Origin of the sequence: Variovorax robiniae, from assembly GCF_037889955.1 — a bacterium.
GTDB classification, from domain to species: domain Bacteria; phylum Pseudomonadota; class Gammaproteobacteria; order Burkholderiales; family Burkholderiaceae_C; genus Variovorax; species Variovorax robiniae.
This window is the reverse complement of record NZ_JBBKZS010000009.1, coordinates 202832-229060: the sequence shown is the minus strand read 5'-3', so window position 1 is coordinate 229060 and position 26229 is coordinate 202832. Positions and strand designations below refer to the sequence as shown.

Annotated in this window: 28 protein-coding genes and 1 tRNA gene; 3 read left to right on the top strand and 26 right to left on the bottom strand. The window is 66.9% G+C overall.

The features are described 5' to 3' along the window. Positions 1 to 179 precede the first annotated feature (179 nt). Positions 180 to 698: an acyloxyacyl hydrolase gene (locus WKW79_RS21570; RefSeq protein WP_340337251.1), complete on the top strand. Its 519-nt coding sequence runs from the start codon at positions 180 to 182 to the stop codon at positions 696 to 698. Between the two features lie 5 nt (positions 699 to 703). Here the strand turns inward: WKW79_RS21570 and WKW79_RS21565 are convergent, their stop codons facing one another. The 3 genes from WKW79_RS21565 to WKW79_RS21555 are packed head-to-tail and all read right to left on the bottom strand — an operon-like array spanning position 704 to position 3744. After that, positions 704 to 1702, bottom strand: a complete 999-nt coding sequence (locus WKW79_RS21565; RefSeq protein ID WP_340337250.1) for a lysylphosphatidylglycerol synthase transmembrane domain-containing protein — start codon at positions 1700 to 1702, stop codon at positions 704 to 706. After that, positions 1699 to 2934, bottom strand: a complete 1236-nt coding sequence (clsB, locus tag WKW79_RS21560; protein ID WP_340337249.1) for a cardiolipin synthase ClsB — start codon at positions 2932 to 2934, stop codon at positions 1699 to 1701. The genes WKW79_RS21565 and clsB overlap by 4 nt, the downstream gene beginning before the upstream one ends. 21 nt (positions 2935 to 2955) lie before the next feature. Next, complete coding sequence (locus tag WKW79_RS21555; protein WP_340337248.1) at positions 2956 to 3744, bottom strand: endonuclease/exonuclease/phosphatase family protein; 789 nt, start codon at positions 3742 to 3744, stop codon at positions 2956 to 2958. A 206-nt stretch (positions 3745 to 3950) separates the two neighbouring features. Here WKW79_RS21555 and WKW79_RS21550 point away from each other — a divergent pair, with 206 nt between their 5' ends. Beyond that, a complete protein-coding gene (locus WKW79_RS21550) occupies positions 3951 to 4325 on the top strand; it encodes a serine/threonine protein kinase (protein WP_340337247.1) in 375 nt (124 codons plus the stop codon). 101 nt (positions 4326 to 4426) lie between these two features. Here WKW79_RS21550 and WKW79_RS21545 read toward each other — a convergent pair whose 3' ends face one another. The 19 genes from WKW79_RS21545 to WKW79_RS21455 all read right to left on the bottom strand — a co-directional run bounded on the left by WKW79_RS21545 (position 4427) and on the right by WKW79_RS21455 (position 21189). After that, positions 4427 to 4951: a Spy/CpxP family protein refolding chaperone gene (locus tag WKW79_RS21545; protein ID WP_340337246.1), complete on the bottom strand. Its 525-nt coding sequence runs from the start codon at positions 4949 to 4951 to the stop codon at positions 4427 to 4429. 137 nt (positions 4952 to 5088) lie between these two features. Beyond that, the gene (locus WKW79_RS21540; protein ID WP_340337245.1) at positions 5089 to 6357 is read right to left on the bottom strand and encodes an RNA polymerase sigma factor; all 1269 of its coding nucleotides are present in this window, start codon (positions 6355 to 6357) and stop codon (positions 5089 to 5091) included. A gap of 1 nt (position 6358) precedes the next feature. Further along, positions 6359 to 6895, bottom strand: coding sequence for an SRPBCC family protein (locus WKW79_RS21535; protein WP_340337244.1), 537 nt, complete (start codon positions 6893 to 6895; stop codon positions 6359 to 6361). 22 nt (positions 6896 to 6917) lie between these two features. Then, on the bottom strand, positions 6918 to 7358 hold the full coding sequence (locus tag WKW79_RS21530) for a YciI family protein (protein WP_340337243.1): 441 nt from the start codon (positions 7356 to 7358) through the stop codon (positions 6918 to 6920). 10 nt (positions 7359 to 7368) lie between these two features. Further along, positions 7369 to 7797, bottom strand: coding sequence for a YciI family protein (locus WKW79_RS21525; RefSeq protein WP_340337242.1), 429 nt, complete (start codon positions 7795 to 7797; stop codon positions 7369 to 7371). A gap of 121 nt (positions 7798 to 7918) precedes the next feature. Next, positions 7919 to 8245: a thioredoxin family protein gene (locus WKW79_RS21520; protein WP_340337241.1), complete on the bottom strand. Its 327-nt coding sequence runs from the start codon at positions 8243 to 8245 to the stop codon at positions 7919 to 7921. A 57-nt stretch (positions 8246 to 8302) separates the two neighbouring features. Continuing rightward, positions 8303 to 9136 (bottom strand): pirin family protein, encoded by an 834-nt coding sequence (locus tag WKW79_RS21515; RefSeq protein ID WP_340337240.1) that lies wholly within the window; start codon positions 9134 to 9136, stop codon positions 8303 to 8305. 80 nt (positions 9137 to 9216) lie between these two features. Further along, complete coding sequence (locus WKW79_RS21510) at positions 9217 to 9948, bottom strand: aspartate/glutamate racemase family protein (RefSeq protein ID WP_340337316.1); 732 nt, start codon at positions 9946 to 9948, stop codon at positions 9217 to 9219. A gap of 17 nt (positions 9949 to 9965) precedes the next feature. Continuing rightward, positions 9966 to 10856, bottom strand: coding sequence for an ABC transporter permease (locus WKW79_RS21505; RefSeq protein WP_340337239.1), 891 nt, complete (start codon positions 10854 to 10856; stop codon positions 9966 to 9968). A gap of 15 nt (positions 10857 to 10871) precedes the next feature. Beyond that, positions 10872 to 11789, bottom strand: a complete 918-nt coding sequence (locus tag WKW79_RS21500) for an ABC transporter permease (RefSeq protein WP_340337238.1) — start codon at positions 11787 to 11789, stop codon at positions 10872 to 10874. A gap of 141 nt (positions 11790 to 11930) precedes the next feature. Beyond that, positions 11931 to 13214, bottom strand: coding sequence for an ABC transporter substrate-binding protein (locus WKW79_RS21495; protein ID WP_340337237.1), 1284 nt, complete (start codon positions 13212 to 13214; stop codon positions 11931 to 11933). 78 nt (positions 13215 to 13292) lie between these two features. Beyond that, positions 13293 to 14381 (bottom strand): ABC transporter ATP-binding protein, encoded by a 1089-nt coding sequence (locus WKW79_RS21490; RefSeq protein WP_340337236.1) that lies wholly within the window; start codon positions 14379 to 14381, stop codon positions 13293 to 13295. Between the two features lie 84 nt (positions 14382 to 14465). Beyond that, positions 14466 to 15218: a GNAT family N-acetyltransferase gene (locus WKW79_RS21485; protein ID WP_340337235.1), complete on the bottom strand. Its 753-nt coding sequence runs from the start codon at positions 15216 to 15218 to the stop codon at positions 14466 to 14468. Positions 15219 to 15305: 87 nt separating this feature from the next. Next, on the bottom strand, positions 15306 to 16628 hold the full coding sequence (locus WKW79_RS21480) for a biosynthetic peptidoglycan transglycosylase (RefSeq protein WP_340337234.1): 1323 nt from the start codon (positions 16626 to 16628) through the stop codon (positions 15306 to 15308). A gap of 117 nt (positions 16629 to 16745) precedes the next feature. Continuing rightward, the gene (locus tag WKW79_RS21475; protein ID WP_340337233.1) at positions 16746 to 17456 is read right to left on the bottom strand and encodes an ABC transporter ATP-binding protein; all 711 of its coding nucleotides are present in this window, start codon (positions 17454 to 17456) and stop codon (positions 16746 to 16748) included. Next, entirely contained in the window at positions 17453 to 18205 is a 753-nt protein-coding gene (locus WKW79_RS21470) for an ABC transporter ATP-binding protein (RefSeq protein WP_340337232.1), read from the bottom strand. Before WKW79_RS21470 ends, WKW79_RS21475 begins: the two co-directional genes overlap by 4 nt. Further along, positions 18202 to 19104: a branched-chain amino acid ABC transporter permease gene (locus WKW79_RS21465; protein WP_340337231.1), complete on the bottom strand. Its 903-nt coding sequence runs from the start codon at positions 19102 to 19104 to the stop codon at positions 18202 to 18204. Before WKW79_RS21465 ends, WKW79_RS21470 begins: the two co-directional genes overlap by 4 nt. Beyond that, on the bottom strand, positions 19101 to 19976 hold the full coding sequence (locus tag WKW79_RS21460; protein WP_340337230.1) for a branched-chain amino acid ABC transporter permease: 876 nt from the start codon (positions 19974 to 19976) through the stop codon (positions 19101 to 19103). The genes WKW79_RS21465 and WKW79_RS21460 overlap by 4 nt, the downstream gene beginning before the upstream one ends. Before the next feature lie 16 nt (positions 19977 to 19992). Next, positions 19993 to 21189, bottom strand: a complete 1197-nt coding sequence (locus WKW79_RS21455; RefSeq protein WP_340337229.1) for an amino acid ABC transporter substrate-binding protein — start codon at positions 21187 to 21189, stop codon at positions 19993 to 19995. A gap of 205 nt (positions 21190 to 21394) precedes the next feature. Between WKW79_RS21455 and WKW79_RS21450 the strand changes: the two genes are divergently transcribed. Beyond that, positions 21395 to 22351 carry an AraC-like ligand-binding domain-containing protein gene (locus WKW79_RS21450; RefSeq protein WP_340337228.1) on the top strand — a complete coding sequence of 319 codons (957 nt, stop codon included), beginning with the start codon at positions 21395 to 21397 and terminating at the stop codon, positions 22349 to 22351. Positions 22352 to 22394: 43 nt separating this feature from the next. On the opposite strand, the gene WKW79_RS21445 is transcribed toward WKW79_RS21450, so the two are convergent. The 4 genes from WKW79_RS21445 to WKW79_RS21430 form a co-directional block, all read right to left on the bottom strand. After that, positions 22395 to 22470, bottom strand: a tRNA-Gly gene (locus tag WKW79_RS21445). Positions 22471 to 22615: 145 nt separating this feature from the next. Next, entirely contained in the window at positions 22616 to 23197 is a 582-nt protein-coding gene (locus tag WKW79_RS21440; RefSeq protein ID WP_340337227.1) for a hypothetical protein, read from the bottom strand. Then, positions 23178 to 24065: an exosortase Q gene (xrtQ, locus tag WKW79_RS21435; RefSeq protein ID WP_340337226.1), complete on the bottom strand. Its 888-nt coding sequence runs from the start codon at positions 24063 to 24065 to the stop codon at positions 23178 to 23180. The genes WKW79_RS21440 and xrtQ overlap by 20 nt, the downstream gene beginning before the upstream one ends. A gap of 10 nt (positions 24066 to 24075) precedes the next feature. Further along, positions 24076 to 26142 (bottom strand): VIT and vWA domain-containing protein, encoded by a 2067-nt coding sequence (locus WKW79_RS21430; RefSeq protein ID WP_340337225.1) that lies wholly within the window; start codon positions 26140 to 26142, stop codon positions 24076 to 24078. Positions 26143 to 26229: the final 87 nt, after the last annotated feature.

Sequence of the window (26229 nt, the reverse complement as noted above, 5' to 3'; positions counted from 1 at the left end):
TTGGGGTGGCCTGCATTCCTACCGCGTCCCAGGTAAATTTCCGTTTCGTTGGACACAATTGTTCAAACAAGATCTTGTTGGCGGCGCGATTGCCGCGGGGGATTCAACCAATGTGCGTGCGAAGGACGGTGGCAGCGTGTGCAGCCGGTGGGGTGATGGCGGTGGCGGCAGGGTCGGCGATGGCCCAGTCCTCCCAGGGTCCGCAGCCGCAGACGACGCATTGGGGCATCTACGTGGAAGGAGGATCGACGCTGGAGGGCACCTCCAAGTCCGATGTACTCGCGGTGGGGGTCACCTACCCGTTCGGGCCGCGGCGTGAGATGTGGGGCGGGGTCGTCACGACCTATGGCGACTTCTTCGTGAGCAACTGGCGGGCCCGACAGCGATTCCTGGGTCATCAGACGTACACCCAGATTGGGGCGATTGCCAATGCGCGCTACCGATTCAGCGGCGGCGCTTCGCCCTGGTTCACGGAGCTCGGCATCGGCCTGACCGTGTTCGACGGCTACTACGAGACCGACAGCCGACGGTTCAGCACGCAGTTCCAGTTCACCGAGGTCCTGGCGGTGGGGAGGAATTTCGGGGAGACCGGCGCGCATGAGGTCTCGCTGCGCCTGCTGCATGTGTCCAATGGCGGCATCAAGGAGCCGAATCCGGGGGAAAACCTGGTGAAGCTGCGCTACGCCTACCGCTTCTGAGGTCGTCAGCAGGAAGGTTGCAGTCGTTGCCCTCGCGCTGCGCCCTCGTCGGATGCCCGCGCTGCGAGCTTCTTCGCACGGGCTTCCATCGCCAGGTACACCACGGTCGCAACGGCCAGCGGCGCCCAGTAGTAGACGGCGCGGTAGGTCAGCACCGCGGCAATCAGCGTCGTGGTCGACAGCGGCGGTGAGAGCAGCGCGATGAACACAGCTTCGAGCACGCCGAGCCCGGCCGGCACGCGCGACATGAGTCCCGAGATCGCGCCGATCAGCAGCACGCCCAGCGCCACGGGGTAGGCGACCTGGCCTTGCAGCAGGACAAACATCGTCGCGCCCATGACTGCCCAGTTGGCGCTCGAGAGGGCAAGTTGCACGCAGGCCAGGCGCACGTTCGGCAAGTCGATTTCATGGCCGCGCACGCTGAATTCGCGGCGCTTCGAGATCGCGCAGAGCAGCAGGTAGCCCAGCGACGCGAGCACCAGCACCCCGCCCAGCACGCGCAGCGCCACCGTGCCCATGTGCCAGTCCGATGGCAGCGGCACCGGCCAGAACAGGAAGGCCAAGCCGGCCAGCAGGCAATAACCGAGCCAGTTGGTCAGCATGCTCAGGCCGACGATGCGCGCGATGACTGGCGCCTCCAAGCCGAGCCGCGTGTAGAGCCGCACGCGCATCGCCAGCGCACCGACCACGGTGCCCAGGTTGAGGTTGAAGGCATAGCTCACGAAGGTGATGGCCATGACCGAGCCCGGGCGCAAGGGATGGTCCGTGTAGTGCCGGCCGACCAGGTCGAAGGTGCTGTAGATCAGGTGGCTGGTCCAGGCCAGCGCGGCTGCCAGGGCCACGACACCGAGCGGATAGCCACGCATCGTCGCGAAGACTTCGCCCCAGTCGATGGTGCGGGCTTCATGCACGAGCATGAAGAGCACGAAGGCGATGAAGCCCGCAACGCCGATGCGCTTGGCCCAAGGCCACCACGGGCGGGCGGTGAGCGAATGGAAGCTCATGCCGCGTCCGTTTGCGTGGCACCGCGTGAGGCAGGCTGTCCCTGGTGCACGCGCTCCACCTTGGGCGCATGCGGCGGCAGCCAGCCAGCCCAAGAGGGATACCAGCGCATCAGGTGGAAGATGAAGAAGCTGCGCACCAGCCGCCACCCGCTCCAGTCGTCCAGGTGCTGGTGTTCGATCTGCGTGCAACTTTCGCACATGAGATGGCTGAGCCGTTCGGCCAGCACTGCGTTGAAGGCCTTGTCGCGAATGACGACGTTGGCTTCCAGGTTGAGCGACAGGGACAGCGGATCGAGGTTGCTGGAGCCCACCGTGCTCCAGATGTCGTCGACCAGCGCGACCTTGCCGTGCAGGGGCCGGTCGCAGTATTCGTAGATGCGAACGCCGGCATGCAGCAGATGGTGGTACAGCATGCGCGCGGCGGTCTTGACGATCGGCATGTCGGGCTCGCCTTGCAGGATCAGGCGCACATCGACCCCGCGCCGGGCCGCGCGCCGCATCTCGCGGATCAGGGTGTAGCCGGGGAAGAAGTAGGCATTGGCGATGATGATGCGATGGCGCGCCGAGCGGATCGCGGCGCGGTAGTGGCGCTCGATGTCGTTGGTGTGGTGGCGGTTGTCGCGGGTGACGAAGAGCACGTCGGCGTTGCCCGGAGCCTGTGCGGCCTGCACGTCGGGCGCGGTGGCTTCCACGCGGCGGCGGAACCACCGCAGGCCCTTTCCGCCGGCCGCGATCGCATGCAGCACGAAGCGGTGGATGTCGTTGACGATGGGACCGCGCAGCGCGACCGCATAGTCCTGCTTGGCCTTGGGCCCGAAGTCCGCGAGATGGTCGGCCGAGAAATTGATGCCGCCCACGAAGGCCAGCACACCGTCGATGACGACGATCTTGCGGTGCATGCGGCGCAACAGGTTCACGCGCTTGCCGAGCACCGGACTGCCAGGGTCGAAGGCGCGCACCTTCACGCCGGCGCGCGTGAGGCTGTCGACGAACTCGTGCGAGAAGTCGGGCGAGCCGAAGCCGTCGACCATCACGTCAACTTTCACGCCGCGTTGCGCCGCCGCAAGCATGGCGTCGCGCAGTGCCTCGCCGACCTTGTCCTCGAACAGGATGAAAGTCTCGATGATCACTTCGCGCTCGGCATTGGCAATGGCCTCGAAGACGCGCGGATAGAAGCTCTCGCCGTTCTCCAGCAGTTCGATGCTGTTGCCGGTGGTCCAGCGGCTTCTCATGGTGCGGTTCTCCGGTTCATTTCAAAGTTCGATGTCGGCCACCAGTGGCGCATGGTCCGACAGGTGCGACCAGGGCTTGCGCGGCAGCACGACGGGTGCATGCGAGCCGGCATTGCGCACGTAGATGCGGTCCAGCGGCAGCAGCGGAAAGCGCGAGGGGAAGGTGCGCGCGGCGCTGCCATGCGCTTGCACGAAAACCTCGCGCAAGGAGGCGCCTTCGGCCAGCACGTCGTGGGCGCGACCGCGCCAGTCGTTGAAGTCGCCGGCCACGATCAGCGCGGCATCGGCAGGCACCTCGTCGCGCACGATGTGGCAGAGCAGTTCCAGCTGCTGCTGGCGATGGCCTTCGGCCAGGCCCAGGTGCGCGCAGATCACATGCACGTCGCTGGCGCGACCGGGCAGGCGCAACACGCAATGCAGGAGTCCGCGCTTCTCGGGGCCGGCGATGGACACGTCGTGGTTCTGGAAATCGACGATCGGAAATTTCGACAGCACTGCGTTGCCGTGATGTCCCTTCGGATACACCGCATTGCGGCCGTAGGCGAACTGCGGCCACATGGTCTCGGCCAGGAATTCGTAGTGCGGTGTGTCGGGCCAGTTGTCATGCAGGCGCGCATGGCGTTCGTGCGTCCCCTGCACCTCCTGCAGGAACACCACGTCCGCGCCGACGGTGCGCACCGCGTCGCGCAACTCGGGCAGGATGAACTTGCGGTTGAGCGCGGTGAAGCCCTTGTGCGTGTTCACCGTCATCACCTTGAGCGATGTCGGCGTGTATTGCATGACAGGCGTGGCGGGTGGTTGTTGGGTCATGGAGATCACTTTTTACGGCGCTGAAAAGCCCGTGCCTGTAGGAGCACGCGACGTTCAGGGCGCGCCTTCGCGCCACGGCGGCCTGTTCCTACAGGGGTGTCTGTCCGATGACCACATCCCTGTGCCTTGTTGGAGGCCTACGGTGATTTCACGGTTCCTTGAAAGGGGCCGAAAAGTTTTCAAACCATGCAAAAAAGGAAGACACCATGAAGCAGCAACGACAACTCATTTCATCGGCCTTGCTGGCTGGCCTGTTGGCCGTGACGGGCAGTGCGATGGCGCAGAAGCCGGATCCGGTGAAGCCGGGCGCGAGCGTCGAGGCGCCGGTCTCGCGGGACGCCGTGCGGACGGAGGCCCGGATCCACAACCGCACCCCGGCCAATTCGCTGACGCCGGGCGGTGAAGCGAGCACGACGATCAACCACCAACCGAACATGATGCCCTCGCCGGTCAGCGACACCACGCGGGCCGAGGTGCGGCAGCAGACCTACAAGGTGAAGCCGACCTTCCGGGGCGGCGAAAAGGGTGAGCGGCCGGACGTGCCGACCAATCCGCAGCACGAGACGGGCACACCGAAGTAAACGCTGAACCCCATCGTGACGAAGCCCGCGGTGCATGAGTACCGCGGGCTTCGTGTCGTCAAGGATCAAAGGTCGGGATCAGGCCGCTGCCGGCCGTGGATTCAACCCTTCGTCGGTGGCGGGCGATGACCGTGGTGGTCCGGGCCGCCACGCGGGCCGTGGCGCATCATGGCCAGCGACTCGGTGTCGAAGGTCTTCTGCTGCTCCGGAGAGAGCGCCGCATAGAAGGTCTTTGTCGCGTCGGCACGCTTGGCGAACATGGCCTGGCGTTCGGCTTGACGCGCCTGCATGCGGTCGATGCGTTCCGGCGTCGTGAGCTTCTGGAACTCGGCGCGGTCAGGGCGCTGCGGCGGCCGAGCCGGTGGCGCAGTGGCCGCCGTGTATGTCGACCACGCGCCTTCCTGCGCGGCACTCAGGTTGAGCTTGGCCTTCAGGGCCGCCAGGTGCTGGGCGCGGCGTGCCTGCATGCGTTCGAAGAACTTCGCGTCGCGTTGCTGGCGGTCCGTGCGTTGCTCGGCGGCGGGCGCACCGGGGACGGTGGGGGTTGCGGGGGCCTGGGCCGAGGCGGCGAAGGCCGCGGTGGCCAGCAAGCCGGCGGAGAGGAGACGTTGGGTGAGCGAGATCATGAGAGAGCTTCCTTTCGAAGAAGACTGATGCCACTCGGCAGCAGGTGAAGGAGAGTGTCGGATCCCACTGTTTCCCAAGCGTGAGCCGGCGGTGTGCTTGCGTAAAGTTCGGTGAACGCGGCGCTGTGGTTGGCGAATCATTGCGACGAACAAGAGGCCGCGCGGTCGAGCAGCAAGGCGTGTTCGCGGGCGTTGCGCGTAAGGGCTGCGGCGGCTTCGAATTCGGCCCGCGCCTCGGTCGTTCGGCCGAGCTTCGCAAGCAGGTCGCCGCGCACGCTGTTGAGCAGGTGATAGCCCCGCAGCTCGCCTTCGGTGACCAGTTGGTCGACGACTTCGAGGCCGGCTTCCGGACCGAAGGCGAAGGACAACGCGACCGCCCGATTGAGTTCGATGACCGGCGAGGGCGTGAGTTGCGCAAGTGCGTCGTAGAGCGCGGCGATGCGTGTCCAGTCGGTGGCGTCGGCGGTGCGGGCGCGCGCATGGCAGGCGGCGATGGCGGCTTGCAGCGCATAGGGACCAAGCGCGCCACCGAGCGCTTCAGCCCGTGCCAGCGCGGTAAGGCCGCGCTGCACCAGCAGCCAGTCCCAGCGTGAGCGGTCCTGGTCGAGCAGGAGGATCGGCGTGCCTTGCGCATCCACGCGCGCGGGCGTGCGCGAGGCCTGGATTTCCATCAGCGCGACTAGGCCGTGCACCTCCGGTTCGGCGGGCACCAGTTCCGCCAGGATGCGGCCGAGGCGCAGCGCTTCCTCGCACAGCGCGGGCCGCATCCAGGCGTCGCCGGCGGTGGCGGCATAGCCTTCGTTGAAGACGAGGTAGATCACCTCGAGGACGGAGGCCAGCCGCGTCGGCAACTCGGCGGCGCGCGGCACTTCGAAGGGCACCCGGGCCTCGGACAGCGTGCGCTTGGCGCGGACGATGCGTTGCGCCATCGTGGCCTCGGGCACGAGGAAGGCGCGGGCGATCTCGTCGGTGGTGAGGCCGCCGAGCAGGCGCAGGGTGAGTGCGGCCCGCGCAGCCGGCGAGAGCACCGGATGGCAGGCGATGAAGATCAGGCGCAACAGGTCGTCGCCGACATCGTCGTCGAGCGCCTCGTGCGAATCGCGGTGCAGATGTGCCTCGTGCACCTCCAGCTCATGGCCGTATTCGTCCTGCTTGCGCTCGATGAGCTTGCGGCGCCGCAGTTCATCGAGCGCGCGGTACTTGGCCGCGGTCATCAGCCAGGCGCCGGGGGTGTCCGGCACGCCCTCGCGCGGCCATTTCTCCAGCGCCGCGACCAGCGCGTCCTGCGCCAGTTCCTCGGCCAGGCCGACGTCGCGCACGATGCGCGCCAGGGCCGCGATGATCCTGGCAGACTCGATGCGCCAGACGGCGTCGATGGCGCTGTGGGTGGCGCCGGTGCCGCTCATCTCACTTTTCTGCGGCGGCCTTGAGATTCGCCAGGCCGGCTTCGAAGTCCCTGCCGATCATCGTGTCCATGCTGAAGAAGACCTGCATGACCTTCGACACGAACGGCGCCGGGCCATCCATCGACCAGGTGACTTGTGTGGTGGCGCCTTGCGGTTGTAGCGTGAACGCAGCCATGTTGTGGGCCGTGAAGGGTTTGCTGAAGTCGAGCTGGATGCCCACGCGCTGCGGCGTCGCCTCGACGATCTCCATGCGGCCCGCGCCGGCGTTGCCGGTGCCGTCCCAGGCATAGACCGCGCCCTTGCCGCTGGGCGCGCCGCTGAAGGTGCGCTTCATCGCCGGGTCCAGCTTCTCGTAGGGCGACCAGGTGCTCCAGTTCTGGAAGTTCTCGATCAGCGGCGTGATCTTCTCGGGCGGCGCCTGGATCGTCACGCTGCGCTCGACCCGGAAGGTGTCGGGCTTGCCGGCGGCCATGCCGAGCACGATCGCGATGCCGGCCGCGAGCAGCAGGACGAGGGTGAGCAGGATCTTCTTCAGCATTCGTTCTCCCTGTATTGAAGCTTCAGCGCGGCACGTCGGCCGATGCGTGCATCTGTTGCTCGAGTTCCTTCAGTTCGGGCCCGGCCACGCCTTCGAAGTCTTCGAGTTCGTAGAGTTGCCGCAGTTCCAGCGAGACGTTGCCATGGCCGTCGCTCGCCGGCCAGCGGCGCATCCATTCGAGCGCTTCCTCCTTCGACTTCACTTCGATCAGCGTGAAGCCGGCGATCAGCTCTTTCGCTTCCGCGAAGGGGCCGTCGGTGACGGTGGGCTTGCCGTTCTTGAACTGGACGCGTGCGCCGGCCGAACTGGGCTTGAGACCCTGTCCGCCGCGCATGATGCCGGCGTCGAGCATGGCCTGGTTGTAGGCCATCATGTCCTTGAGCAACTGCGCGTGCTCTGGGCCAGCGGGACTGGTTTCGGATTCGGTCTCGGCGTCTGCCTTGCGGATGATCATGAATCGCATGGTTCTTCGCCTATTGCTGTTGTTGTTGCGCCGCGGACTGGGCGCGCAGGTTTTCCTCGTTGGCCTTGAGTTCGGGCGTGAGGGCCGGGCCGAAATCCTCGGGCGCGAACACCTGGCGGATCTCGATCTCGGCGCCGCCGTCGAAGGGCGCGCGCTTGAGCCATTCGATCGCCTCGTCCTTCGACTTGACCTGGATCAGCCAGAAGCCGGCGACCAGTTCCTTGGTTTCGGCGAAGGGGCCGTCGATGACAGTTCGCTGGGTGCCGTTGTAGCGGATGCGTGCGCCCTTCGAGCTGGGGTGCAGGCCTTCGCCCGCGAGCAGCACGCCCGCCTTGACCAGCGACTCGTTGAACTTGCCCATTTCGGTGAGCAGTTGCTCGGTGGGCATGACGCCGGCTTCACTGTTGGCGTCGGCCTTGACGATGACCATGAATTTCATTGGGATGCTCCTGAAGGATTGAAAGAGCCGCCTCCCGGTCGATGGGATCATCGATCCGTGGCGGCCCTGTCTACACACCGAACGGGGGCACGCGAAATCGACATCGCGCGCGCTGAGTTTCTCAGGCCGGTGCGGCGATCTGCCCCAGGGCGCGGCTGATCTCGTCGGCGCTGGTCGGACGCACCACGCGCGCAAGCTCCTTGCCGTCGCGCATGAAGACCAGCGTGGGCCACAGGCGGACACGAAAGGTGCGGCCGAGCGGCCGGCCGCTGCCGTCTTCCACGCGGATGCGCTTCACGTCGGCATGGCCTTCGAAGGCTTCGTCGATCAGAGGCTCGGCGCGTTGGCAGAAGCCGCACCAGTTGGTGCCGAACTCGACGACGGTGGGGCCGGGAAGGCGGTCGACCGCGGCGCGGTCGGTGGTCTCGGGGGTGTAGGGCGTGCTCATGCGGAAGATTCTGCCTTCAGCCTTTGCGCCGCGTGCATAGGGATGACGTGGCGTCGTTCAACCCAGCCGGCCATTCTGGAAATCGTGCACCGCTTCCATCAACTGCTCGCGCGTGTTCATCACGAAAGGCCCGTACTGCGCGATGGGTTCGTGCAGCGGCTTGCCGGCAATCAGCAGGGCGCGTGCCGGGCTGTGGTTGGTGGCGGCGGCGCGCAGGCGGATGCCGTCGCTGCCCGGGTCGTTGGCCATGATCGCCATGCGCCGGGTCGGCACCTCGCTGTTGCCGATCCACACCGATTCGCGGAAGGCATAGACCAGCGCATTGCGGTCGTCCGGCAGTGGCTGCCAGAACTCGGCGCCCGGGGGCAGCGTGATGTCGAGGTAGAGCGGTTCGGTGTGTTCACGCTGCATCGCGCTCTGGATGTCGCGGTACCAGGGGTCGCACATCTTGTTCTTCGAAGGCAGGTTGAGCCAGAGCTGGAAGCCTTCCATGACGCCGTCTTCCTGCTCGGGCAACTCGCTGTGGACCAGGCCGCGGCCGGCCGTCATCCATTGCACGCCGCCATTGGAGAGCAGGCCTTCATGGCCGGCACTGTCGCGATGCCGCATGCGACCGGCGATCATGTAGGTGACGGTCTCGAAGCCGCGATGCGGGTGGTTCGGAAAGCCGCCGATGTAGTCGCCCGGGTTGTCGCTGCCGAAGGCGTCGAGCATCAGGTAGGGATCGAGCCGCTGTTGCAGGGGCTGTTGCAGCACGCGCGTGAGCTTGACGCCATCGCCGTCGCTGGTTGAGACGCCGGCCACGATGTGGTCGATGCCGCGTGGCGTGGCCACGGGTTGCAGTTCGGTGAGGCGGGTGACGTGGGGAGTGGTGGGGGCGTTGGTGGTCATCCGGGACATGGTGGCACCAAGCGGGCAACCGCGCCGGCGACGCGGGTGTTGGGTTCAGCTGCGCGGCGCGCGGCTTGCCATCAAGCGAGCGCGGCCATTTCTGGCGACACGTTCTGCCAGGCCACGCCAAAGCCGCCAATGCCTGCTGTCTTCTGCCCGTCGCGCACCGCATCGAGCGCCCATTGCGCACCGGCCTGCACGCTGTCGATGAGCGGTACCGGCACCTGCTCGGCAATGCAGTTCGCGATACCGGCCAGTCCCGCACCGCCAAGGATGATGGCCTCCGCGTCGAAGCGTTCGGCGGCTTCGCGGCAGGCTTGGGCGAGCAGCTTGCGCGCGCCGGCCGGGTCGGCCGCGAGTTCGGCGCCGGTGGGTGCGACGGTGTGGATGCCGGCCAGCGCCTGCGTGTGGCCGAGGGCGCCGGCCAGTCGCTCCAGCATCGGCCGCCAGCGCTCGCCGCCCGTGACGATGGCGAAACGGCCATGCCATGCGGCTGCAGCAAAGGCTGCTTCCGCCAGCCCGCTCACCGGCACGCCGGCACCTTCGCGCAGCGCGAACAGGCCCGGGTCGCCGAAGCAGCCGATCAGCACCGCATCGGGCCTGGGCCGCTGTGCGAGTGCCGCCGCCCATGCGTCGAGCACCGTGTGGTTGGCCACGGCATAGCTGGCTTCGGACGAGATGTACGGTGCGCCGAACCGTGCGGTCTGGGTATGAACGTCGAGCGCGTCGCCGACCTCCTGGTGCACATGTTGTTGCAGTAGGAGGGTGACGGATTCGGACGTGTTGGGGTTGATGACGAGCAGCGAAGGCATGGGAATCAGTGTAGCGATCACTTCTTCCTGGCCGAGCGCCGGCGCAGCAACGCAGCCGCGCCCAATGCGATGCCCATCACGGCAAAGGACACGATGGTGGTCACGGTGCCGAGCGCGTAGATCGATGGTGTCGTGACGGTCGAGGTCAGCCCCTGCAATTCGAGCGGCAGCGTGTTGACGTCGCCGATGGCTTGCGAGGTGCGCGCGATCTCGTCCCAGCTCAAGGTGAAGCCGAACATGCCGATGCCGACGACGGACGGGCCGATCAGCGGCAGCACCACATGCTGGAACGATTGCCACGGCGTCGCGCCGAGGTCGCGCGCCGCCTCTTCATACGCGGGGTTGAAGCGGTTGAACACGGCGAACATGATCAGCAGGCCGAAAGGCAAGGTCCAGGTGAGGTGCGCGCCGAGCGCGGAAGTGAGCAGGCCCAGCGCGGTGCCGTAGTTCTCCAGCGTGCCGGTCGCGTCCATGGCGGTGAGCACGTCCTTGATGCCGGCGTCGAGCAACCGGAACTGCAAGCCGATGCCGAGCGACACGATGATCGACGGCATGATGAGGCTGGCCACGGTGATGAAGAACACCATGTTGCCGCCCTTGAGCTTCTTGCGGAACGCAAGCCCTGCGAGCACCGACAGCACGACGGTGAACAGCATGACCACCGTGCCCAGCATCAGAGAACGACGGAAGGCCGCGCCGATGTCGACCGTGCCCAGCCCTTCGGCCAGCTTCTGGAACCAGTGCAGCGAGACGCCGCGTAGCGGGAAGGTCAGGCCGCCTTCGGGCCCCTGGAAGCTCAGCACGAAGATGGTGATCATCGGGCCGTAGAGGAACAGCACGAACAACCCGAAGACGATGGCCAGCGGCCAGAAGCCGGGCGCGCGATGTTCACCGATGGGGAGTCTCATGCGGCGTGCTCCATCTCAAAGCTCCTTGCGAATGTCGACCAGCCGCGTCAGGCCCCAGATGATCATCAGCACCACCGCCAGCAGGATCACCGCATTGGCCGCGGCCAGCGGGAACTGAAGATAGGAGGTCTGCACCTGGATGATCTTGCCGACCGAGGCGATCTGCTGGCCGCCCATCACGCCGATGGTCACGAAGTCGCCCATGACGATGGTGATGACGAAGATCGAGCCGATCAGGATGCCGGTGCGCGACAGAGGGACGATCACGTTCCACAGCGTTTGCCAACCCGAGGCGCCCGAGTCGCTGGCCGCTTCGAGCAGGGAGCGGTCGATGCGCATCATCGAGTTGAAGATCGGCACGATCATGAACATCGTGTAGAGGTGCACGAAGGCCAGCACCACCGAGAAGTCGGAGAAGAGCAGCCACTCCACCGGCTTGTCCACCAGGCCCAGGGTCACCAGGAAATCGTTGACCAGGCCGTTGCGCCCAAGCAGCGGCACCCACGAGATCATGCGGATCACGTTCGAGGTCCAGAAGGGCACGGTGCACAGCACGAACAGGATCGTCTGCATGCCTGGCGAGCGGATGTGGAAGGCGAGGAAGTAGGCGACCGAAAAGCCGATCAGCAAGGTGATGGCCCAGACCAGCAGGCAGAACTTGAGCGTGCTGAGGTAGGTGCTGAGCGTGACGCAGAAGTCGCCGTTGTCGGTGAGGTGCGAGCAGCCCTCGAAGATGCTGAGGTAGTTGCGCAACGTGACGGCCGGGATCAGCTCGTACTCGTTGAAATTCCACAGGCTGACCATCGCGATCAGGGCCAGCGGGATGAGGAAGAAGAGGAGGAACACCAGCGCGAACGGCGCCGCCTGCCACCATGCTTTCACCGTGTGGGTAGGCATGGAAGCGGAGTGGCCGGTTGCGACAGGTGAGCTCATGATGTTGTGAGGTCTTTCCCCTCTCCCTCCGGGAGAGGGCAGGGTGAGGGCATGGGCGGTCGATAAGGCACTGCTTCAACCACCGCCGCTGCCCCTCACCCCTGCCCTCTCCCCGGAGGGGAGAGGGAGTGAAGAGAGAGATCAGGCCGCGACGAACTCATTCCACTTGCGGACCATGTACTCGTTCTCGTCCATCACCGCGTTCCAGCAGGCGATGCCGCCCATGCGCTGCTCGTAGCTGCCGCCGTCGCGCACCGCGCCGGCCTTGGCCAGCAGGTCGCCGTTCGGGCTCTTGATGTCTTGCGCGGCCGCCTTGCCTTCCATCCAGTAGGCCCATTCGTAGGCCTCCATCTTGGCCTTGGCGGTTTCGAGCACGGCGCTGTAGTAGCCCTGGCGATTGAGATACGCGCCGGCCCAGCCGTCCAGGAACCAGTTGATGAACTCATAGGCACCATCGAGCTTCTTGCCGCTCAGCGTCGCCGGCAAACCGAAGCCGGCAGCCCAGGCGCGATAGCCTTCCTTCAGCGGCTGGAAGTTGCACGCGATGCCCTTGGTGCGCACGGCGGTCACGGCCGGCGACCACATCGACTGGATCACCACCTCGCCCGAGGACATCAGGTTGACCGACTCGTTGAAGTCCTTCCACAGCGCGCGGAACTGGCCGGCTTTCTTGGCCTCGATGAGGGTCTTGATCGTCAGGTCGATCTCGGCCTTCGTCATGTTGCCCTTGTCCTTGTACTTGTGGATGCCCTTGGCCTCCACCACCATCGCGGCGTCCATGATGCCGATGGACGGGATGTTCAGGATCGCGGCCTTGCCCTTGAACTCGGGGTTCAGCAACTCGGCCCAGGATTCGATCGGGCGCTTGATCAGGTCGGGGCGGATGCCCAGCGTGTCGGCGTTGTAGACCGTCGGGATCAGCGACATGAACTGCGTCGGCTTGGCCGAGAAGGTCTTCGACTTCTCGCCTTCGAGGTAGATCACCTTCTTGGGCGCCGTGCCCTGGTCGCCTACCGCCTTGCCGGCCACCTCGCCCTTGGTGAAGAGCGTGGTGATCTTGTCGGCGTTCTTGATCTTCTTCGTGTCGATGCCCTTCAGGTTGCCGGTGGGCACGATCTTCTTCAGCGAGAAGAACTCGGTGTCGATCAGGTCGAAGCTGTTGGGTGCGGTGACGGCGCGCTTGGTCACGTCGTCGGTGGTCACGGCCACATACTGGATCTCGATGCCGGTGTCGGCCTTGAACTTCTCGCCGATGGCCTTGTCCTGGTTCACCGCCGTGCCGAGGTAGCGCAGCACGACCTTCTCCTGCGCATGGACGAAGGGGGCCATGCCCGTGGCCAGGATGCCTGCGAGGCCGGCGCCGCCCTTGACGAGCGCGCGGCGCTGGATGCCGTTGTTGTTGGATGAGTCGATCGGGTCGGACATGGGAAGGCCTCCAGAGTTGGTGGTGAACGGGAAAACGGCGTTGCGGAAACGGGATGCGGGAAGATCGAGTCGAGGGCTTCAGGCCGCTTCGGCGGCCAGTTCGTCGCGCGGGGCGCGCGCCGAAGCGTTGCGCGCGGAAGGCCGCGACACGCCCGGGCCGAGCACGCGAGCATCGGCAGCGTCCCACGACAGCGTGACGTGGTCGCCTGCGCTGTACGGATGCGTCAGGAAGGTCGATTCGTTGAGCAGTACCGACACGCCCTTGCGTCCCGGCGCAGCCTGCGTCACTTCGAGCCCGAGCAGCACATAGGTGCCCTGGTATTCGACATCGGTGACCACTGCACCCAGACCGGACTCGTCCGCACCACGAATGCGCATGTGATCGTTGCGCACCGCAATGGGGCCGGTCGGTGTATCAATCACGTTATGGCCGCCCATGAATCGTGCAACGAACTCGCTGGACGGATGGTTGTAGACCGCATGCGGCGAGCCGACCTGCTCGATCAGGCCCTGGTTCATCACGACCATGGTGTCGGCCAGCGCCATCGCCTCTTCCTGCGAATGGGTGACGTGGATGAATGTGAGTCCCAGCTCCTTCTGCCAGCGGCGCAGTTCGGCGCGCATCTGGATGCGCAGGAAGGGGTCGAGCGCCGACAGCGGCTCGTCGAGCAGCAGCACGCGCGGTTCGGTGATGAGCGCACGGGCCAGGGCGACGCGTTGCTGCTGGCCGCCGGAAAGTTCGGCCGGCTTGCGTTGCGCGAGGTGCCCCATCGCGACGCGTTCCAGCAGGTTGCCGGCGCGCCGGTGGCGCTCGGCCTTGGCCACGCCCTTCATCTTCAGGCTGAAAGCCACGTTGTCGAGCGCGGAGAGGTGTGGGAACAGCGCGAAGCTCTGGAACATCATCGCGGTGCCGCGCGCTGCGGCGGGCAGGTTGGTGATGTTGCGGTTGTCCAGCAGCACGTCACCGGTGGAGACCGATTCGTGGCCCGCGATCATGCGCAGCGTGGTGCTCTTGCCGCAGCCGGAGGGGCCGAGCAGGCAGCAGTAGCTGCCGCTTTCGATGCGCAGGTCGATCTGGTCGACGGCGGCGGGCGTGCCGGCCGCATAACGCTTGGTCAGCGCGACGATCTCAACAGCCGCAGGAGGAGGGGTGGCGACAGTTTGCATTGCGATGACATTCGCAAGACATGTGCCAATGTGCGCGCTACCACGCGCCGGCTTCGGTGCACCACGAACGAGCGCGTCGGAGGCTCAGCTTTGGATCGGAGTCCAGTATTCGTAGGTCCATTGCGGCACGAATCCCGCGCGGCGGTACAGGGCCAGCGCGGCCGCATTGCCAGCCTCGACTTGCAGGAACGCCCGCTCGTAGCCCAGCGCCAGGGCCGCTTGCGCCAGGCCGGCCATCACCCGACCGGCAAGGCCGCGGCCCCAGGCCGATTGTTCCGTGCGCATGCCATGCAGGCTGGCCCAGCCGTGGGCCAGCGCCATCGCTCCGGCGGCGACAGTGCGGCCGTCTTCGCGCACGCTGCCGAACAGGGTGCCGGTGGCGCGGCTCAGGGCCTGGACGCGGCTTGCACCATCGACCGGGTCGAAGCCTTCGCCGAGGAACACGGAGGCCCAGCCTTCGTCGGGCGCCGTATCGACATCACCGGGTGCGTCGGGTGACAGCGCGAGCACTGATTTCAGGTCGCCTGTCTGCGTGACGGTGGGCTTGCCGCGCTGGTAGCCGCGTTCCTGCAAGCCGACGTGCAGTGCATCGAAGCAGGGCAGGTCCGCGATGCGAAATGCGGCGGGCAAGCCCTGCGCGGCATAGCGTGCCTCGATGCGTGCCACAAGCTCGTCGGCGTCGGGCGGTGCTTCATGGCGCAGCGGCACGGCGGACTTCGCGCGGCCGACCGTGCCGTTGTCGAACGGCAGCAGCCAGCCGTCGAGTTCCTCCACGGTTCGGGGTGCGACGGCGGCCAAGGTGGCGCGCTCGATCGCCTCGGTGTCTTGCAATGTCATGTCTGGATTCTGGAGCGCAGAAGGCGCGAAGATTTGGTCGCGAGGGCGCCGAGGTGGGCGCCCGCACCAGGGGGACTTGCACCCTCGTCAGGGCGGCGGCGCGAAGCGCGCGTTGCTCACCGCGCGCACCGTGGCATCGCGCTGCCCCCTGCTGACGGTGTGCAGGTTCTCGGCCACCCACTTGGCGCGTGCGGTGTTGATGTTGCCGGTGCGCTTCCATTCGGCCAGCTCGCCATCGGGCTTGTGCAGCATCGCGGCCAGCCACACGGCCTGCGAAGGTTCCAGCCGCGCCGCACTGCGCTTGAAGTAGCGCCGCGCCGCCGCCTCGGCGCCGCAGATGCCGTCGCCCCAGGGCGCGTTGTCGAGGTAGATCTGCAGGATGCGGGCCTTGCCGAGCGTCTGTTCCATTTCCACCGCATAGAGCATCTCGCGCAGCTTGCGCTCGCCGGTGCGTTCGCTGCCGGTGACCAGCATCTTGGCGAGTTGCTGGTCGATGGTGCTGCCGCCGCGCGCGACCTGGCCGGCCTTCTGGTTGGCGGCGGCCGCGGCGCCCAGTTCGGTGAGGTCGTAACCCGGATGCTCGAAGAAGCGCTGGTCTTCCGCCGCGATGACGGCGCGCGCCAGCCAGCTTTCCGGCGACAGTTTGGCGGACGGGCCGCAGCTGCTGCGGTTGCTCAGCAGCACGTCGGTGCCGAGGCCTTCGACGGTGAACCTCGAGATCTTCGGCTGGATGGTGAAGCTGTCGGCCGGCAGCGCGAGCTGTGCACGCAGGGACATCGCGCCGCCGATGCGCGCGCGCGTCAGCTCGGGCAGGGCCGGCGCGAACACGGCGTACCACTTGTCGATCGGCCCTTCGTCCATGTCGACGTTGAGTTGGAGCTTGGTCTGCGAGAGCCGGCCGTCCCAACGGCCCCTAAGCACCGAGGCGGCGCTGCCGGGCGCCATCGCCTCCAGCGTGCCGGTCAGCACGACGACGTCGCGGTGCACGGTGATGCGCAGGCGGTCGACGCTGATCGGCTTGGCGCCGAGTTCGGGCACGGTGGCGCTGCAGGGGGCGCAGACCAGTTCGAGGGTCTGCTTCGGCTCGTTCCAGGCGAAGCGCACCGGGCCGTAGCGGGTGCTGAGCGAACGGCCGTCGAGCCAGGGCGCGAACCAGGGCGCGGTGGCGACGCGGATCACCGTCGGCACGCCCACGTCGAAGCCGATCGGCCCGGCCTGCACCCGCGTGGCCCACTCCCCGCTGGCCGGTGCCAGCGCGATCTTGACGATCAGCACGATGGCCACGCACGCCGTCACCCCCAGGGCCAGGGCCACATAGAGCAGGTAGCGCAGGATCTTCTTCACGGAAGCGGTTTCGTCGAAGTCGTTGAGCAGTGATGCGAGCTTGCCACAGCGGCGCGACGGCGCCATGCCGCCTGGCTGATCGGAGTGTCGATGATTGCGGGCGGGCGGCGTAGCGCGCCCGCAAGGTTCGGCGGGCTTTTGGGCAATGTCGAGCAGGCCGCCGGCGCCCGGCTTCAGGAGCGTTCAGGCGGTGCCCAGGTAGGCCCGGCGGATGGCGTCGGAGGCCAGCAGCGCCGGCGCCGTGTCGGCCGCGACGATGCGACCACGCTCCAGCACGTAGCCGCGGTCGGCGATGGCGAGTGCCTTGCGCACGTTCTGCTCGACCATCAGCACCGTCACGCCTTGCGACGCGATGCGCTGCACGATGGCCAGCAGCTCGTCGACCATGCGCGGCGCGAGGCCCAGCGAAGGCTCATCCAGCATCAGCAGGCGCGGCGCACTCATCATGGCCCGGGCGACGGCCACCATCTGCTGCTCGCCGCCGCTCATGGTGCCGGCGAGTTGCGAGGCACGCTCCTTCAGACGCGGAAAGTCCGCGAAGGCCTGGGCGAGCCGGCGCGCGCGTTCGGCCGCCGGCACCAGCCAGCCTCCCAGTTCCAGGTTCTCGTGCACCGTCATCTGCGGAAAGAGTTGCCGCCCTTCGGCCACCAGCGCGAGGCCGCGGCGCACGCAGCCGGTTGCGTCATGGGAAGGTAGCAAATCACCGTCGAGGCGCGCCTCGCCTTCGCGCGGCGTCAGGCCGGCGAGGGCGCGCAGCAAGGTCGTCTTGCCGGCGCCGTTCGGGCCGAGGATGACGGTGATGCCGGGCAGTGCATCGATGTCGATTGCGCGCAGCACCGCGAAGCCGCCGTAACCCGCGCCGAGGCCGCGCACCGCGAGTCGGGCGCTGGTCATGGCCCTGCCTCCGTCACCATCTCATCCCCCAGATACGCCTCGATCACCTCGGCATTGCGCACCACCTCCGACGGCGTCCCATCGGCGATCTTGCGGCCCTGGTGCAGCACCATCACGCGCTCGACGTAACGCAGCAGCGTGCTCACCGCATGCTCGATCCAGATCACGCTGAGCTGCCATTCATCGCGCAGCCGGCGGATGCGGCGCGCCATCGCATCGACCTCCGCTTCGGTCAAGCCCGCCGCGACTTCGTCGAGCAGCAGCACGCGCGGCCGGGTGCCCAGCGCCAGGCCGATCTCCAGCAGCCGTTGCTGCGAGGGCGTGATATCGCCGGCACGCTGCGTGGCCAGCGCTTCCAGGCCCAGCATCGCGAGGATTTCCTGCTCGGTGGCAAGTCCTGCCGGCGCGCTGCGATGCCGACCCGCGAACTGCGTGCCGAAGCGCACGTTGTCGATCACCCGCATGTCGGCGAACACGCGCGGCGTCTGGAAGGTGCGTGCGATGCCGTGCGCGGCGAAGTGGTGCGGGGCTCGGCCCGTGAGCTCGTCGCCATTCACGACGATGCGTCCCGCGCTCGGCGCGATCACGCCCGACACCGCGTTGAAGAAGGTCGTCTTGCCCGCGCCGTTCGGCCCGATGATGCCGACCAGTTCGCCCGCGGCCAGCGTCGCGCTCACCGCGTCCACCGCCACCAGTCCGCCGAAGCGCACGCTCAGGTCGGTCACCTCCAGCAGGTGCTGCGTCGTCATGGCTTCACCGCCTTGCGTTGCCACAGCGAGGCCAGCCCGTTCGGCAGGTAGAGCACGCACAGCACCAGCAGCAGGCCCAGCACCAGCATGTAGCCGTAGGGCAGTTGCAGGCGCAGCGTCTCGGCCAGCAGGCTGAACACGATGGCCGCGAGGATCGGCCCGCCGATGCTGGCCGCGCCGCCGATCAATGCGATCAGCACCGTCTGGAAGCCGATAAAGGGGCTGAATACGGCGGCCGGCTCGATGTAGGTCCAGCGCACCGCCATGGTCGCGCCGATCGCACCGGCAAAGAAGGCGGTCAGCGCGAAGCCGGCGATCTTGGCGAGCCGCGTGTCGACGCCCAGCGTCTGCGCCCGTTGCTCGTCGGCGCCAATGCCTTGCAACGCCAGGCCGAAGCGGCTGCCGCGCACCCAGGCCGCCGCACCGATCGACAGCGCCGCGATCACCAGCACCGTGAAGTACACGGTCGTGGCCTCGGGTACCGTCATCAGCACGCGGCCGACCGTGCCGGACACCTGCTTCTCCACATAGGTCACCGCATGCCGGATCAGCTCCGTCATGCCGAAGGTCAGCACCGCGAAGTAGGTGCCACGCAGGTGCAGCACGGCGGCGCCCATGACGACGGCCACCACGCTGGCCACCAGCGCACCCGACGCGACGACCAGCGGCCACGGCAGGACATCGGCGAGCACCGCCGTGGTGTACGCGCCGATGCCGAAGAAGGCCGAGGTGGCCAGCGACAGGTAGCGCGTGGCCCCGCAGAAGGTCGACCAGCTCGTCGCCAGCGCGATGTACATGAGGCAGCTCAGTCCCAGCGAAGCCGCGAACTCCGAGCCCAGCCACGGCAAGCAGGCTGTCGCGAGTAAACCCGCTGCAAACGCAATGCGCGCCTTGCTCATCGCGCGAACAGCCCGTTCGGCCGCCACAGCAGCACGCCGATGAACACGCCATACGACAGCAGCATCTTCAGCGACGGACTGCTGAAGTGCATGCCCAGCGCCTCGACCACGCCCAGCAGCAACCCGCCGGCCAGGCTCCCCGCGATGCTGCCGAAGCCGCCCAGCGTGATGACGATGAGCGCGGTGACGGTATACGGCTCGCCCATCGACGGCGTGATCTCGTAGGTCATCGACAGCAGCGACCCGGCCACGCCCGACAGCCCCAGCCCCACGCCGAACATCAGCGGATGCAGCCGCTTCGTGTCGATGCCGACCAGTTGCGCGCCGGTCGGCGACTGCATCAGCGCCCGCACCGCCTTGCCCAGCAGCGTGAACTTCAGCAGCCCGATGAACACCAGGCTCAGGGCCAGCGCCACGCCGAACAGCACCAGCTTGTTCGCGGTGAAGCGCATGCCGAGGAAGCTCACCGGCTCGGCCAGGTATTCATAGCCGCGCAGGTCGCCGCCCCAGATCAGCAGCGCCGCGTTCTGCACGGCAAACATGAGGCCGAAGCCGACCATCAGGCTGCGCGCCTCGAACACCTCGACCGAAGGCGCCCGGGCCGCAAGCCGGCGGAAGCACAGCGCATGGATCAGCATGCCGAGTGCACACAGCGCGACGAAGGCCAGCGGCATCACCACCAGCGGCGACAACCCCATCGCCGTGTTCGCCCACCAGGTGATGAAGGCCCCCAGCATCAGGAACTCGCCATGCGAGATGTTCATGATGCGCATGAGCCCGTACTGCAGGTTCAGGCCGATGGCCACCAGCGCATAGATGCCGCCGGTGATGAGCCCGCCCGCCAGCAGTTCGGCCCAGGAGCTCAGGTGCACGCAGCCGCCTTGTGCGTCACTTCCATGCGGGCTTGGGCACGACCAGCTTGGCCGTCGCGCGGTTGAGCGGCCAAACCACCTCGAAGTCGTCGCCCTGCCACTGGCTCACCGTGCCGGGAATGGACGCGTTCTCCCCATGCTCGAAGCGGATCGGCCCGAGGATGGTCGGGAACTCGTTCTTCGCGATCAGCTCGCGCATCGCCTTGCGGTCCAGGCCCACCTTCTGCACCGCCTGCTGCATGATCTGCAGCCCGGCCCAGCAATGCCCGCTGGCCCAGCGGTCGGGCTCCTTGCCGAACTTCTTCACGTGCGCGTCGAAGTAGGTCTTGGCGGCGGGCGATGTCTTCACGCTCCACGAACCCATGCCGACCACGCCCTCGGTGTTGGCCTGCATCACGTTCTTGTAGAGCTGGAAGGCGGTGCCGACCGAGGCATAGAAGAACTTCGGGTTGAAGCCGATCTCGCGCGACTGGCGGCTCACCAGCAGCGTGTCCGGCGGGTAGGTGATGCCGATGAAGGCGTCGGGGTTCAGGTCCTTGATGGTGCGCAGCACCGGCGCCAGGTCCTTCACGCCGAGCGGGTAGCTCTTGCGGTCCAGCACCTGGATCTGCGTCTTTTTCAGCGCGTTGTTGAGCGCGGCGAAGTTCTCCAGCCCGAACAGGTCGTCCATGTAGACGATGGCGATCGACTTCACGTTGTTGGCCACCAGCAAGTCGACCAGCGCGCCCATCATCTTGTCGGGCTGCTGCAGCAACGAGAAGAAGTAGGGCAGATTCATGTCGATCAGCTTGCGCGACAGGGCCGTGGGCGCAAGCAGCGGATAGCCGAAGCGGTTGGCCAGCGGCGCGATCGCGAAGTTGGCGCCCGACCCCCAGGGCGGCAGGATCAGGTCGACCTTGTCGCTGCCCATGAGCTTCTCGAAGGTGCGCACGCAGGTCTCGGTCTCGCTGCGGTCGTCGTAGCTGAGGAACTCGATGGGCCGCTTCATGCCCTTCACGTCGAGCCCGCCCGCGGCATTCACCTGCTCCTGCCACAGCAGGTAGTTGGGCTCCTGGCTCACCTGTGCGCCGCCGGCCCAGGGGCCGGTACGGGCGATGGCATAGCCAATGCGCACCGGACCGCTCTGCGCGAACAATTGCGGTGCAACGGCCGCGGCGCCCAGCGTGGTGGCTGCCCCCTGGATCCAGCGGCGGCGGGTCGTGTTCCTCTGCATCTCGTGTCTCCTTCGCGGGTCCGAAGCGGTCCGCAGCCGGATGGTAGGAAGGGTTTTGGCGGCCTGCTTTGCCGACTGCGCACAAACTGCTTGACGGTGCGCGCACAGCGGTCGGGGTTAACCCGGGACACTCGGGCCCACTGGGCAGTAACACAATTCAACAATTGTTTTTCCACGACCAGCACTGATCGAGGAGATGGGGCCCATGTCGGCATCCACGGTTCTGTCCACCGACGAGCTTCCCTTGCGCGAGCGGGCGCCAGCATGGCGCGAGTGGGTCTGGCGCCACTTCGGCGGGCTGGAGTCCGACCTGTATGGCGACACCGAATTCGACGGCCACATCGCCGCCTCGCGTGCCGGCGACGTCATCCTGACAAGGCTGGAGGCCGACCGGCACCGCGTGCTGCGCACCTCGCAGATGGCGCGCATCAGCGACGAGGCCTACCTGAAGATTGTCGCGCCCTGGCAGGGCAGCGCGGCGGTGACGCAGCGCGGGCGCGAGGCTGCTGTGCGCAACGGCGCCTGGACCATCTACGACACCACCGGCGCGTATGCCGTGGCCAACCCCGAGCGCACCGACCACCTGATCGTGATGGTCCCCAAGGCCCAGGTCGCGATGCCCGGCCTGCCGCTGGACGACCTGATGGCGCGTTGCGTGGGCGGGGCCAGCGGCATCTCGCGCGTGGCACTGGAGACGATGCGCAACACCTACCAGGAGCTGCCGCACATGAGCGACATGGCGGCGCGCGGCGCGGGCGAACTGATCACGCAATTTGTGCGCCTGTCCCTGCTGGAACTGGCGGGCCAGGAGACCGCGGTGACCCACCGCGCCGCGCTGAAGGACCGCATCCGAAGCTACGTGGCCAGCCACCTGCGCGACCCTTCGCTGTCGATTGACAGCATCGCGCACGCGCTCAACTGCAGCAAGCGCCACCTGCACAACGCCTTTGCCGACGAGGACGACACGCTCACCGGCTACATCCTGCGGCAGCGCCTGGACGCCTGCATGCGTGCGATGCAGGACCCGGTGAGTGCGCATCGCGCGATCACCGATATTGCGTTGTCGTCCGGGTTCGGGAACCTCTCGCACTTCAGCCGGGTGTTCCGGCAGCGGACGGGTGGGAGTCCGAGCGAGTTTCGGCGGCAGGTTGCGATGCGGTGAAAAACAAAAAGGCCACCCTGGGGTGGCCTTTTCGAGGAAATACTGGAGCGGGAAAAGAGTCTCGAACTCTCGACCTCAACCTTGGCAAGGTTGCGCTCTACCAACTGAGCTATTCCCGCGTTTCCGAGCCGACGATTATATACCGAAATTTCGACCGCCTTCTTTTTCACTCCCTCTCCCTCAGGGAGAGGGCAGGGGTGAGGGCTCCGGGCCTTTGAACAGATGGGGCGACAGACAGGCTCGATCCCCGTATCCCAGCCGCGCTCATTCAACCGCCCGTGCCGTCGTGACAGCCTGCCAGGGCCCCGCCGATTTCCCACTCGCCGCCGCCCAGTACCAGGCCGACGTATCGGTGAAGGCATTGCCTCCCGCATCGACGATCCGCTCGCACACACGCAATCTCGGTCCGCCGGCCCGGTCTGCGACAAAGCACCGCCACAGCCGCTCACGCGGGTCCCGCTCCAGCCGTGCCTGTTCGATGCGATAGCCCAGCGCGCGATAGCAGTCCGCCGCCGGATGCAGCATGCGCGTCGGCGTGCGCACTTCGCGCAGCACGAGCGTCTGCTCGCCATCGGTCATGCGCGCGATGCTGCCGGGAAAGCGTTCGGCGAAGCGCTGCTCGACCTCGCTGAGCGCGATGAGATGCAGGCGTGCGCCGTCCCAGGTCTCGGGCCATGGCCTGGATGCAGCCTGTGGCGCGCGAGCAGAGGCAGGCGGGGCCTGCAACGCGGTGGCCGCGGACCAGGCGACGCACAACACCATGGCGAGCACGAAGGCGGCCTTGTGCGCAATGCGCTGCATGAACTGGTTGGCGAACAACAGGCGATCAAGCGATTGCAGCGACATGTCGGCCTCCTTGGACAGTTGCTTCCATGGCGCGCACGCGGCGCGGCGCGACCGCCCACGCGATGCCTGCACACACGGTGGCGAGCACGATCAACCCCAGCGCCTCATGCGCCCACGGCGCGAGCGGCCGGCCAGCGCCTTCGCTGGCCACCAGCACCGCGTTGCGAACGATGTTGCCGACCATCACGAACAGGCTGACCGCGGGCAGCCGTGCGAGAAAGTCGCGATCGCTGCGGCCAGCCCACAACGCGACCGCGCAGGCGGTGAAGTAGCCCAGCCACACCATCTGCACGCCGGAGCACGGCGCATCGACGATGACCATGCGGCCGTCGACCAGCAAGGTGCTGCCTTCGCGCACCACGCTGAACACCAGCGCGAGCAGCCAGCGACTGGCCTCCGCCGTGACCACGCGCAAGGGATAGCCCGCGTAGAACTGCAAGGAAGACAGCAGCGGCAGCGCCAGCACGGCAAGCCCAGCGACCGGCAGCAAGGCCACGCGACGCGGCAGGAAGGCCGACAGGCCGCAAGCCAGCGCCAGCACGGCCAGCAGGCCCGAGACCAGCGGCGGCAGCACGGGGCGCAGCAGCGTGGCCGCGACCGTACCGAGCATTGCCAGCGCCAGCCAACCGAGGCGCGGTGAAGCGCGCAACTCGCGCCGCGTGTGCCAGGCCAGCACCGCGAGTGCGCCGAGTGCCAACAGTCCCAGCGGATCGTCTGAGCCATCGCGCAGGCGTGCGGCCATCCAGAGCCAGGTCGGTGCGAGCGCAGCCGTTTGAAACGCGAGCAAGACGGTCGCGGGTGCGCGGTCGAGCCAGATGCTCCAGTCCACGACGCGAGGGTGTGATTGAGCCAGGGAAGCGAGTGACATCTTCAAGCCCTCAATGCGTCAACCGGCGTGCATCGTTGCGGCGTGCGCGGCGACGCAGCATGGCCAGCATCGACAACACCACCGCCACCGCGCCCAGCATCTCTGGCTCCGGCGTGCTCGGCACTTCGGCACCCAGCGTCGGCGCACCTCCGACGGCCAGTTCGCTCACCCCTTTGGGCAGCGGTTGCGGCTGGTCGACGCTCGCCGTGTTCTGCGGCGCCGGGTTGCGCACCACCTTGTCCACCGCAATGAAGCTCGTGTACTGCGTCAGCAGGCTGTAGCGCAGGCCGAGGTCGGTGATGCGCTTGGCAATCACGTCGGTCGGCTCCAGCGATTCCTGGTCACTCAGCGCGGCGATGCGATGGCGCGCCCACAGGGTGCGCAGCGCGGCGGTGTCCTGGCGCGTGTTGGCATCGATGGCCACCTCCTGGCGATACGGGCCGTTGGCAGCCCGGCCTTCGATGATGACGCGGCCCTTGGCCTCGCCACGCCATTTGCCGAACATGATCACCGGGCGTTCACCGAGCACATCGGGCAGGGCGCTCGGTTCCACGTCGTAGACATCGAGGTTGCCGAAGGTGGCCTTCACATGCGTGAGCACCGGCGACTCGACCATGCGCTTGAAGCGCGCGGCCTGCTCGGGCGCCTGGATCGGGTCGGTGATGATGAAGGGCTCGCCCATGCCGGCGCGGGCCAGGCCTTCCATGAGATGACGATTGACTGAACTGCCGATGCCGAAGGAGAACAGGTTGGCCTTGCCGAGGTTCTTGCGCACCAGGTCGAAGGCCTGGCTTTCCACGTCGACGTAGCCGTCAGTGACCACGACGATCGAACGCGACACGTTGTCGGGCTTGGGTTCGGCATAGGCGCGCTTGAGCGCGGGAACCAGCTCGGTGCTTCCTCCCCCCTGGTACTTGTTGATGGTGGCCAGCGCCTGCTCGATGTTGGCGCGCGTGGCCGGCACCGACTTGGGCGAGAGCATCCTGTTGCTTCCGGAGAACAGCAGCACGTTGAAGGTGTCGCTCGGTCGCAGGCCGCCGATCAGGCGCTCCAGCATGGTCTTGGCCGTGTCCAGCGGAAAGCCGTGCATCGAGCCCGAGATGTCGACGACGAAGATGTAGTCGCGCGGCGAGATCGCGCTGGCGGCGACCGACTTGGGCGGCTCGATCATCGCGAGGAAGAAGTTCTCGTCCTGGCCCTTGAAGAGCATCAGGCCGGATTGGATCTTCTCGCCGGCGAGGCGGTAGTCGAGGACGAAGTCGCGGTTGTTGGCGGGCTCGTTCGATGCGGTCAATGCGATGTCTGCATGCTTGTCTTCATCACCCTTCTTGACGTCGATCGCATGCGTGGCCGAGCGGATCTCCTGGATGCCGATCGGCGTGTCGATCGCGACCTTGAGCTTGAAGGTGGTGTTCGGCGCCACGCCCGCGCGCAAGGTCGGCTGTGCCACCCACTTCGTCGCGGTGGGGTCGGCCAATGGGCTGTGATAGCGCGGGCCCACCACGGTCGGGAAGACGAACTGGTAGTTGCCGGCATTCGGCACCAGCAGCTCGGTGTAGTGCAGCTCCACCTTCACGTCGTCGCCCGGCAGGATGTTGGCGACGTTCATCTGGAACACGTTGGGCAGGTGCTGCTCCAGCAGCGCGGCGGTCTTGCCTTCGGCCTTGGCGGTGTTGTATTCGATCTGGGCCTGCTGCTTCTCGCGGATCTGCGCGGTGATGAGGCGGTCACCCAGGCGCACGTTGAGGCCGCTCACTGCTGCCTTGGTCGAGCCGGGGAAGACGTAGCGCGCCTCGATGGGGCGCTGGCCTTCGTTGCGATAGGTCTGCGTGACCGTGACGTCGGCGATCACGCCGGACACATGCACGTTGACCTCGGTGGCCTTGAGCGGCAGGCGATCGGTGTCGGGCGAATCGCTCTTCACGAAGAAGTACGGGCTCTCCGTCTTCAGGCGCGGTCCCGGCGCCTCCTGCGCTGCCGCGGGACGCGTGCTCAGCAGCACGAAGCAGGTGCTGGCAACGCTCACGGTGGCGAGCCAGAGCCAGGGGTCGGAGCGGGGAGAAGTGGCTTGCGTCATTGTTATGTTTCCTCGGTCGTGCGAACTTGCACGGACCTCAATGTCGCGAGCGATGGCGAAGGCAATTGGAAGGCGGCGGGAACGAAG